Source organism: Bacillus sp. OTU2372, from assembly GCF_038440275.1.
Lineage (GTDB): Bacteria > Bacillota > Bacilli > Bacillales > Cytobacillaceae > Neobacillus > Neobacillus bataviensis_B.
This window is the reverse complement of record NZ_JASATK010000050.1, coordinates 1-9,474: the sequence shown is the minus strand read 5'-3', so window position 1 is coordinate 9,474 and position 9,474 is coordinate 1. Positions and strand designations below refer to the sequence as shown.

Genomic DNA, 9,474 nt, shown 5'->3' with positions numbered 1-9,474 from the left:
GACAATCTTAGACGATTGTCTTTTTTTGCTTTTCCAAGATAATAATTAAAGAAATGGGTATATAACCCTTCAGCTTTCCGCAAAATACCATTAATGATTATTTAGGGAGTTGGCATTTTTGGGAAAAAAGGGGATACAAGTTCCAGTCAAGGAATCATATGAAGAAAACATTGAATACTTGAAACAAGAACTGCGCGTTGGAAAAAGCTTCGATATTATCCACCGCAAAATTGATTATGCAGGACATAAGATGAGCATGTTCCTCGTGGATGGGTTTGCTCAGGCGAATATCCTGCTTTTAATCATGAAAGAGATTGAAAAGCGGAAACCCGAGGAATTTAAGGATGATCCAATAAATGAGCTTGTTAGAACATTTATACCACATGTTGAGGTAGTAACCACACCTGACCTGGAGGAAGTAATAGCCCAAGTTCTTGCTGGGCAAACTGCTTTAGTTGTTGAACAAGGCAGTAAAGTAGTCCTGATTGATTCAAGGGAATATCCAATTCGTTCCCCTCAGGAACCTGATATTGAGCGGGTAGTTCGTGGTCCGCGTGATGGGTTTGTGGAAACGATTGTATTTAACCTTGCATTAATCCGAAGGCGGGTAAGAGACCGATCATTAGTCATGGAATATGTACAGGTAGGAAATCGATCAAAGACAGATGTAGCATTAGTATACATAGACAGTATTGTTGATATGGAAAACGTGAGAATGCTGAGAGAAAAACTTGAGGATATTTCAGTAGATGGGGTTTCAATGGGTGAAAAAACAATAGAAGAGTTTGTCTTCGGCAGGAACTATAACCCGTACCCATTAGTTAGATACACGGAAAGAGCTGATACAAGTTCTGTTCATTTAATGGAAGGGCATGTACTTATTGTTGTGGATGGCTCACCGAGCGTTATGATCTGTCCAGCTACTTATTGGCATCACTTGCAGCATGCTGAGGAGTATCGGCAGAAGCCCTTGGTAGGTGGCTTTTTACGATTTGCAAGATTTGTTGCAGTTGCCGCCTCGTTATTTCTATTACCCATATGGTATACCTATGCAACAAATGAGCAGCTACTTTCTGAACGATGGAAGTTCATTGGTGTAAAGGATCATGGAGAAATCGCTCTTATCTGGCAATTTCTTATTGCCGAAATTGGAATTGAGATTTTGCGGATGGCGGCCATACATACCCCTAATGCTCTTGCTACTGCCCTTGGTATCGTCTCTGCTATCATTATCGGGGATGTAGCGGTCCAAGTCGGAATTTTTACCCACGAGGTAGTGCTATACGTTGCGGTTGCTGCTATTGGAACATTTGCAACCCCTAGTTATGAATTAAGCCTTGCGAATCGTATTTTCCGTGTTCTCTTTTTAATCATGGTCGCAATACTCCAAGTACCGGGTTTAGTTATCGGGATTACGTTATGGATCTTACTGTTAGTCGTAACAAAGACGATGAATATTCCATATTTATATCCGTTTATGCCGTTTAATCCCCTTGATTTCAAATTAGTTCTTCTCCGCTCACCTGTTCCATATAGTAATTTGCGAGGACACATGCTAAACCCACAGGATCGATCAAGACAAGATGACTAAGCCTATCAGACCTATCGAATCTGATAGGCTTTTTCCATTGATAGGCAAAGGAGAATGGCCCCATTAAGATTTTACTCCTATTAATATAAATGCAACCCCGAGTAAAATCCAGACGATTTTCATGACAGATATATCTCCAACAATCCCTACTAAGCCTATTGTTGTGGTTAAAATTAATATAATAGGACCCACAAGGGCGAGTGAGGAATTAATCATTAAAGCTTTTTCAACTGAATTAAATTTAAGCATTAAAATAGCTGCAAATATCTCGATACTACCAGATAATAATCGTAAAAAGGCCATTCCCAAAACTGCTTTTTCTAAAATTATAAACATAGCTACCTCCCGAAAATATCATTTTCACCACATTATATGTTGATTTTTTCAAGAGAAGGACATGTTTTTTTCCTAACTTAATTGCATTTTAAAAAGGGAACATCAAATTAGTTTAAACCCGCTAATTAAAATCATAATAGCCATAATCGTTCTTAGTGGTTTTTCGGGGAATTTAGAAGATAAGTTGCTTCCTAAAATGACACCTGGGATGGATCCGGTTAAAAGATTAACCATTAAGAAGAAATCAACATTACCAATACCGGCATGCATGATTCCAGCGGCTGTAACTAAGAGGAAAGCATGGGCAATATCTGTTCCAACGAGCTCTGATGGGCTTATCCGGTAGAGAAAGATCATGGCTAAGGCAAACAATGAACCTGAGCCAATCGAAGTTAATCCAACAATAAAGCCTAATACCGCCCCTAAACCAATTGTTAATGCCCGTTTCTCTTCAAGAGGCTTCATTTGCAGATGATTCCACTTATTTTTATTTTTCATAAATGTTTTAAACAGGGTAGATAATGCCACCAATATCAAAACATAGCCAAGTGCATGTTTAATCACTAATTCTTGATTGTGAAAATAAGAATCAAATAAGTGAAGGAGTGCAACAGCCATGACCGCACTGGGAATGCTTCCAATCGCTAAATATTTGACCAGTTGAAGGTTGATGGTCTTTTGTCTCCAATGCTGAATAGATCCAAAGAGTTTTGTAATGGAGTTGTAGAAAAGATCCGTCCCAACAGCAATGGATGGATTTATCCCTATTAATATTAAAATCGGTGTTAACAAGGCTGCACCACCAACGCCTGTTAACCCGACCATAAAACCAATCACTAAACCCATGAAAATAATCCCAACGCTCATTAGGCAACACTCCATAGAAAAAATACTTACAACACTAAATTATGAAGTAGTTATCCGCCTTGTTACATATAACTTGTAAGCCAAAAAAGCTGACCCAGTTCTTCTCTAAGTCAGCCGATTATGGAATCATAATTATTTTTCTTCTTCATTCAGTTTAATTTTCTTACATCCAACATACAAACAAGAAAAGATATCGAGTCCTGGCTTAGCTTTAGCTAGCCCTTTAATATAGGGGGTAATTAAATCTTTAAAGTCTGCTCCCACTTCATCCTCTTCTAAAATGCCGTAAACATAAAGTTTCTTTTCAGCAAATAAGAAGGCCACATTCCCGACTCCCTTGTTTTTTCCATCAACCACATTTAAAACTTGATATTCCGGGGTAATGACCTCGGGTGAAAAATAAATTTGCAATGAAATCTTCTCCTTTAATTTCTATGGTTAGGATTAGGTGGTGTTACGTAAACTGGAGCTTCTCAAATAGTGAATCATTTTCTTCGGTCGGTTTCTTTTTAGCGACATGGATCAGCATCATGCAAAGAAGGCCGCATAATAGCGTTAATCCTGCGGTAGAAAGAAACATTCCAGATCTGGACCATTCCATTAATGTACTAAAGATAGGAGGGCCGATGGCTACCCCTAAAAAACGAACTGATCCATATAGGGAAGTGACAAATCCTCTTCTGTCAGATGGAACGGAACCAGTAATAAAGCTATTAATGCACGGCAGTACAAGGCCAGTGCCGATACTGCTGACAACCAGAACTGCAAAGAACGGTAATAATTTAGTAAAGAACACTAGAGATGCAAAAGAAGCTGTCATTAATAAACAACCAATAACAATTAGTTTTTTCATAAGACTCATTTTTTTTCCGATATTACTTCCGGTGATATAGGAAGTAGTGGTCATAAATAAAAGCGGTATTGCTAATATAGCCCCTTTTAACAAGCCGTCAATATGATGGTCTTTCTCGAGTATATCTGAGATATAAAACAATATCCCAAACAATGTAAATAAACAGGAAGCCCCTGTTAAATAAGCGGCAAACAGCCAGCGGCCTTCTGTTTTAAACACTGAGACAAGACCTTTAATATATTTTTTAACTGGCGGAGGTTCTTTTTCTGCCTTTTTCTCTTTAATAAAAAAGATGGTTAACAAAACGGATAGTAAGCAAAAGATTGGAAAGGCAAAGAAGGCTGCATACCAAAAGAGCAGGGCTAATAACGACCCAATAATCGGGCTGATTACCTTTCCGAACCCATTGGAGGCTTCCACTAATCCTAATACCTTACTTTGTTCGCCACCCTTAAATAAGTCGCCTGCTAAAGCCATCGCTATGGGTGCTGTTCCTGCCGCACCCATTCCCTGCATAATCCTCCCAGCCAATATCCATGTGTAGGCATTTGAAAACCAAGCCGCTGCCGCACCAGCTAATAGTCCACCGCAGCCATACAAAATAAGTGCAGGGATGATGACAGCCTTTCGAGAAAATCTGTCGGATAAGTAACCTAATATGGGTATTGAGATTGCTGCAGCAATCGAAAATACTGAGATAATCAAACTTGTCTGAAATTGGGTTACATTCAGTTCTGTTTTCATCTTCGGGAGGATAGGGATCAGCATCGAGTTCCCCAGAACTAAAATTAGCGGAATAGAACCGATGGATGCTATCGTTAAGCCTTTATGTTTTTGCTTTGGCAAGGATGTACACCCCTAACTATAAAATTAAGCTTTATTATTGTTTGTTCTAGAGGAATGTTTATACATGACAAATGCCTAATTACTCGGTGTAATAGCCCAATGTATACACATTCACCCAGTTCTTGAATAATCTATCCTAGAAAAATAGAGGAGGCGCATTGCCTATGAATTTTTTAACATTACCGGAAAGGACTTTTGGAAATCGAACTTACGGTTTGACTTCTGTCATTGATTTCGGGACCCCAATAGGGGAGTTAAAAAATATATTATCTGATTATGGTGACATCATTGATATTGCCAAAATTGGAATTGGTTCTGCCTATGTTACCCCAAATTTAAAGGAAAAAGTGAATCTTTATAAGGAGTACCAGATTAAACCGTATTGTGGAGGAACCTTATTTGAGAAATGCTATTATCAGAATAAGATTCCTGAGTATCTCGCGTACTTAAGCAGCTTAGGTATTAATTGGCTTGAAATCTCCAATGGGACCTTGGATATTCCACTTCAGGAGCGTTTACAATTGATTTCCCAAATAAAGGATGATTTTCATGTAATTGCGGAAGTGGGCTCGAAGGATTGTAATAACGAAATGCCTATCTCTGATTGGAAAAAAGAAATTCAATTGCTTCTAGATGCTGGATGTGAATATGTCATAACCGAAGGCCGGGATTCCGGCACATCTGGAATTTATGAAAAGTGTGGAACCGTTAAATCCAATTTAGTACATGAATTATTAAAAGATTTAGATACACGAAAAATTATCTTTGAGGCTCCATCTGCCAAACATCAAATGTATTTTATAAAAGAAATTGGTCCTAACGTAAATTTAGGAAATGTGAAACTTCAGGATGTACTTGTTTTGGAATCACAGCGCCGTGGTCTTAGAAGTGAAACCTTTTTTCTGGAGGCTTAAGATGAACATTACTTTAATACGGCACCTTCCAACAGAATGGAATAAAAAAACATGGCTTCAAGGAAGACGGGACATTGACCTCGCTCCTGTCACTGAGGAGTTCGTCAATAAAATAGAGCAAAATCAGGAGCAGCTCCAAAAACAGCCGTTTGACATAGTATTGGCTAGTACCCTGAAACGAACCCATCAAACAGCACATCTATATGGTTATCAGCCTGAAACCGAAGGATTATTGGATGAATTAGATTTTGGTCCATTTGAGGGAGTTCCAAAGGGGAAGCTCATCAATGAGTATGGTGATAAATGGATAGAAAACCCAAAGGAACTGATTCTGGGTGAGAGTTTAAAGAACCTCGAGGATCGAATTGCACTATTTTTAAAAAAATATAAAGACTACCATAATGTATTAGTTTTCGGTCACGGCTCGTGGATAAGAGGGTTTGTTTCTTATGTAAACTTTGGCGACATCAACAACATGAATAAAATAGTCGTCGAAAACAATCAATGTATTACCATAGAAGTGGAAATGAGTGAATGAAATGGAGGGCTAAGTTTTGTCTGAACTGTTAACGTATGAAAATTGGAATGAAGAGAAAATAGCCTCCTTTATAAACAATAAACCAGATTTCCTGGATGTTTTAAAATGGGCTTATCAGGAGTATAAGGATGATATAGTATATTCCTGCAGCTTCGGTGCAGAGGGGATTGTTTTAATTGATTTAATTTATAAGGTTAACAAACAAGCTAAAATTATTTTCCTTGATACAGGTCTGCATTTCCCCGAAACATATGAATTAATTGAAAAAGTTAAGGAACGTTACCCTTTATTAGATATTACAATGCTAAAACCAAAGGCCAGCTTAGAGGATCAAGCAAAATGGTATGGGGACGAATTATGGAAGCATAATCCCAATTTATGTTGTCATATGAGAAAAGTAGTCCCCTTAAAAGAAGCCTTATCCAATGTTTCGGCATGGATCTCCGGTTTAAGAAGAGACCAATCTCTCACAAGGAGAAATACCCAATATATAAATAAGGATGATAAATTTCATAAAGTAAAAATTTGCCCACTTATTCATTGGTCCTGGGAAGATATCATGACCTATATTACCTTAAATAATCTTCCATATAACCCACTGCATGATCAAGGATATCCAAGTATCGGATGTGCACCGTGTACCCAGCCTGTTACCAATACCGGGGATCTTCGTGCAGGGCGCTGGGCTGGTAATACAAAAACAGAATGCGGACTCCACGAGGGATAAAGAACAAATCAAATAACATGCTGACCGAATAATTGGGAGGTCTAGGGAGGAGAAAGATATGAGTGAGAGTATGCCGCACGGCGGCAAATTAATAAATCGAATAGATGTTCATTTTTCAAAAGAAAATATTCGAAACTCTGTCGAACTCAGTAAATTGGAATTAAGTGATTTAGAATTAATCGCTAATGGTGCTTATAGCCCGCTCGAAGGATTTATGGAAAAAAGGGATTATGATTCGGTTGTACAGAATATGAGGTTATCTAACGGACTTCCATGGTCCATCCCAATTACGTTAGCGGTCGAGCCTTTGAAAGCAAAACAACTCAAAATTGGAGAAACAATCAACTTAATTCACGGTAATACCATTTATGGTGTGATGACGATAAAGGAAATGTTTCGTCCAGATAAAAAGATTGAAGCCGACAAAGTATATAGAACGATTGATCCTCACCATCCTGGAGTTAAAAAGCTGTTTGATCGTCCGGAGATTTATATTGCTGGTCCGATAACCCTTATCAATAGACCGGAGAAAATGATCTTTGAAAGCTTTTATTTAGATCCTCTGCAAACCAGGAAGATATTCAAAGAGCTAGGCTGGAAGACAGTTGTTGGGTTTCAAACAAGAAATCCTGTTCACAGGGCTCATGAATATATACAAAAATCAGCTCTAGAAATTGTTGACGGTTTATTCTTAAATCCGTTGGTCGGTGAGACAAAGGCCGATGATATCCCAAGTGAAATTAGAATGAAGAGCTATCAAGTATTACTCGAAAATTATTATCCACAAGACCGTGTCTTCTTGTCTGTTTTTCCAGCTGCCATGCGTTATGCCGGACCGAGAGAAGCCATTTTTCATGCCATTGTCCGGAAAAATTATGGATGTACGCATTTTATTGTAGGAAGAGATCATGCAGGGGTTGGAAATTATTATGGGACCTATGATTCCCAAAAAATTTTCAGTCATTTTACAGAAGAAGAATTAGGGATTAAACCACTATTCTTCGAACATAGTTTCTACTGCAGAAAATGCGAAAATATGGCGTCTGCAAAAACATGTCCTCATGACCGAGGGTATCATGTAATTTTATCGGGGACGGCGGTTAGAGGAATGCTGAGAAATGGCGTTCATCCTCCAAAGGAATTCAGTCGTCCAGAGGTAGTGGAAATCCTTATCCAAGGTATGATAGAAACTTATATAAATGAAAATTCAAGTATTGGCTAGCTGCTAAAACAACTAAAGGGTGTAGGAGAATGAATAAAAGAGGTAACATCACCTGGCATCACACAACGGTTACAAAAAAAGACCGTCTCCTTTTAAATGGTCATAAAAGCTGCGTTCTTTGGTTTACCGGTTTGTCCGGGTCAGGAAAATCCACGCTGGCCAATGCCGTTGACCATATGTTATTTCAAGAATCCTATCGAAGCTATGTATTGGATGGGGATAATATCCGTCATGGATTAAACCGTGATTTAAGCTTTCTGCCAGAGGACAGGAAAGAAAATATCCGCAGAATCGGTGAAGTGGCAAAACTGTTTGTCGACAGTGGGCAGATTGTATGTACCGCTTTTATCTCCCCTTTCCTTGAAGACAGGGAGCTTGTCCGCACAATGTTTGAACCTGGTGAGTTTATTGAAATCTACTTAAATTGTCCTATATTGGTTTGTGAAGATCGCGATCCTAAAGGACTGTATAAAAAGGCAAGGAAAGGTGAAATCTCTGAATTTACAGGAATCTCATCTCCATATGAGGCCCCAATTAGTCCGGAAATTATAATTGATTCCGATAAAATGACGATCGAAGAATCTGTAGACAAAGTAATTGGATATTTAAAAGATAAGAAGATTCTATAGCGGATCTTCTTATCTTTTACGCCAATTAGCAGTTAAGAAGCTAATCTTATGGATTTTTAGTTCGTATATATAATCTATGATATTGGTCGAAAAAAATTGGCAAATAATCGCGAAAATCACAATTTTATAATCGATCACAAGGGCAGTTAATAAGAATATCAACAGGTTAATTCCCATCATCACTTTACCAGGACTCCAATTTTGGTAGGTAGCAATCATTAAAGCCGGAATGACCATCCCGCCGCTCGATGCACCGGCCCGAATGAGAATCCCCACGCCAATTCCGAAAAAAACACTGCCAGCAATTAGATCCAATAACAGATGTACATGTATATGTGGGATCTGCAAAGTTATGAAATTTACAGTTGTCGAAGTAGTGGCAACAGAGAGGATGGTTCTAAACGTCCATGTGTAGCCAAAATAACGGATGGCAAAAAATAAAAAGACTATATTAGCAATCCATAAGGAAAATCCCAATGATAAATGAAACCAATGATTCATTAGAATAGCAATTCCGGCAGCCCCGCCAGATGGAATAGAATGAGGAAATAGAAACAAGGACATAGACATCCCCTGCAGGCTTGCTCCGAATATTAAGCAGCAATATGTAAAAAATGTTCTTCTCATAAGCTATCGAATTCTATCGCTAATCGTTTAATAGTTCTTACCAAGTTCATAACCCCCTAGGACAATCCTTACTTGTCCATTTTATGTGGGTTTTACCCCAAATATGAAGGATTGTTAAATGGATAATTTTTCATGTAGAAGTTTACATGAAGAGGTGATATTATTTAAAAGCTCCTTCGAGATGAGGTCATCTTCATAATAATTTTAAAATTATGGTTGACACTTTTTTGAGGGATGTGTTATGATATTTCTTGTCGCTTATGACATATTGTTCTTTGAAAACTAAACAAACAAAAACGTCAACAAACAATAATATTAGTTTCT

The 9,474-nt window shown here is 38.2% G+C and carries 11 protein-coding genes; 6 read left to right on the top strand and 5 right to left on the bottom strand.

Annotated elements, in window-relative coordinates; translation table 11 throughout:
* Positions 1-118: 118 nt before the first annotated feature.
* Entirely contained in the window at positions 119-1,591 is a 1,473-nt protein-coding gene (locus AAHB15_RS29630; protein WP_335574828.1) for a spore germination protein, read from the top strand.
* Between the two features lie 63 nt (positions 1,592-1,654).
* On the opposite strand, the gene AAHB15_RS29625 is transcribed toward AAHB15_RS29630, so the two are convergent.
* The 4 genes from AAHB15_RS29625 to AAHB15_RS29610 form a co-directional block, all read right to left on the bottom strand.
* The gene (locus tag AAHB15_RS29625) at positions 1,655-1,927 is read right to left on the bottom strand and encodes a YqhV family protein (RefSeq protein WP_202171465.1); all 273 of its coding nucleotides are present in this window, start codon (positions 1,925-1,927) and stop codon (positions 1,655-1,657) included.
* A 102-nt stretch (positions 1,928-2,029) separates the two neighbouring features.
* Positions 2,030-2,794 carry a sulfite exporter TauE/SafE family protein gene (locus AAHB15_RS29620; protein ID WP_342043868.1) on the bottom strand — a complete coding sequence of 255 codons (765 nt, stop codon included), beginning with the start codon at positions 2,792-2,794 and terminating at the stop codon, positions 2,030-2,032.
* Positions 2,795-2,926: 132 nt separating this feature from the next.
* Positions 2,927-3,205, bottom strand: a complete 279-nt coding sequence (locus tag AAHB15_RS29615) for a hypothetical protein (RefSeq protein ID WP_098532470.1) — start codon at positions 3,203-3,205, stop codon at positions 2,927-2,929.
* A gap of 43 nt (positions 3,206-3,248) precedes the next feature.
* Complete coding sequence (locus AAHB15_RS29610; protein ID WP_098532471.1) at positions 3,249-4,493, bottom strand: MFS transporter; 1,245 nt, start codon at positions 4,491-4,493, stop codon at positions 3,249-3,251.
* A gap of 164 nt (positions 4,494-4,657) precedes the next feature.
* Here AAHB15_RS29610 and AAHB15_RS29605 point away from each other — a divergent pair, with 164 nt between their 5' ends.
* Genes AAHB15_RS29605 through cysC form a run of 5 tightly spaced genes read left to right on the top strand, consistent with a single transcriptional unit; the run spans position 4,658 to position 8,523 of the window.
* Positions 4,658-5,407: a phosphosulfolactate synthase gene (locus AAHB15_RS29605; RefSeq protein ID WP_098532472.1), complete on the top strand. Its 750-nt coding sequence runs from the start codon at positions 4,658-4,660 to the stop codon at positions 5,405-5,407.
* A 1-nt stretch (position 5,408) separates the two neighbouring features.
* Positions 5,409-5,945, top strand: coding sequence for a histidine phosphatase family protein (locus tag AAHB15_RS29600; protein WP_342043867.1), 537 nt, complete (start codon positions 5,409-5,411; stop codon positions 5,943-5,945).
* Between the two features lie 16 nt (positions 5,946-5,961).
* On the top strand, positions 5,962-6,672 hold the full coding sequence (locus AAHB15_RS29595; RefSeq protein WP_420491216.1) for a phosphoadenylyl-sulfate reductase: 711 nt from the start codon (positions 5,962-5,964) through the stop codon (positions 6,670-6,672).
* Between the two features lie 58 nt (positions 6,673-6,730).
* Positions 6,731-7,894 carry a sulfate adenylyltransferase gene (gene sat, locus AAHB15_RS29590; RefSeq protein ID WP_098532474.1) on the top strand — a complete coding sequence of 388 codons (1,164 nt, stop codon included), beginning with the start codon at positions 6,731-6,733 and terminating at the stop codon, positions 7,892-7,894.
* Positions 7,895-7,923: 29 nt separating this feature from the next.
* Positions 7,924-8,523: an adenylyl-sulfate kinase gene (cysC, locus tag AAHB15_RS29585; protein WP_098532475.1), complete on the top strand. Its 600-nt coding sequence runs from the start codon at positions 7,924-7,926 to the stop codon at positions 8,521-8,523.
* A 9-nt stretch (positions 8,524-8,532) separates the two neighbouring features.
* Here the strand turns inward: cysC and AAHB15_RS29580 are convergent, their stop codons facing one another.
* Complete coding sequence (locus AAHB15_RS29580; protein ID WP_342043866.1) at positions 8,533-9,150, bottom strand: YitT family protein; 618 nt, start codon at positions 9,148-9,150, stop codon at positions 8,533-8,535.
* Positions 9,151-9,474 lie beyond the last annotated feature (324 nt).

Excerpts from the sequence above, each read along its gene's own strand:
- AAHB15_RS29605 (WP_098532472.1), top strand. The coding sequence starts at position 4,658 with ATGAATTTTTTAACATTACCGGAAAGGACTTTTGGAAATCGAACTTAC.
- AAHB15_RS29625 (WP_202171465.1), bottom strand. The coding sequence starts at position 1,927 with ATGTTTATAATTTTAGAAAAAGCAGTTTTGGGAATGGCCTTTTTACGA.
- cysC (WP_098532475.1), top strand. The coding sequence starts at position 7,924 with ATGAATAAAAGAGGTAACATCACCTGGCATCACACAACGGTTACAAAA.
- AAHB15_RS29580 (WP_342043866.1), bottom strand. The coding sequence starts at position 9,150 with ATGAGAAGAACATTTTTTACATATTGCTGCTTAATATTCGGAGCAAGC.
- sat (WP_098532474.1), top strand. The coding sequence starts at position 6,731 with ATGAGTGAGAGTATGCCGCACGGCGGCAAATTAATAAATCGAATAGAT.
- AAHB15_RS29600 (WP_342043867.1), top strand. The coding sequence starts at position 5,409 with ATGAACATTACTTTAATACGGCACCTTCCAACAGAATGGAATAAAAAA.
- AAHB15_RS29620 (WP_342043868.1), bottom strand. The coding sequence starts at position 2,794 with ATGAGCGTTGGGATTATTTTCATGGGTTTAGTGATTGGTTTTATGGTC.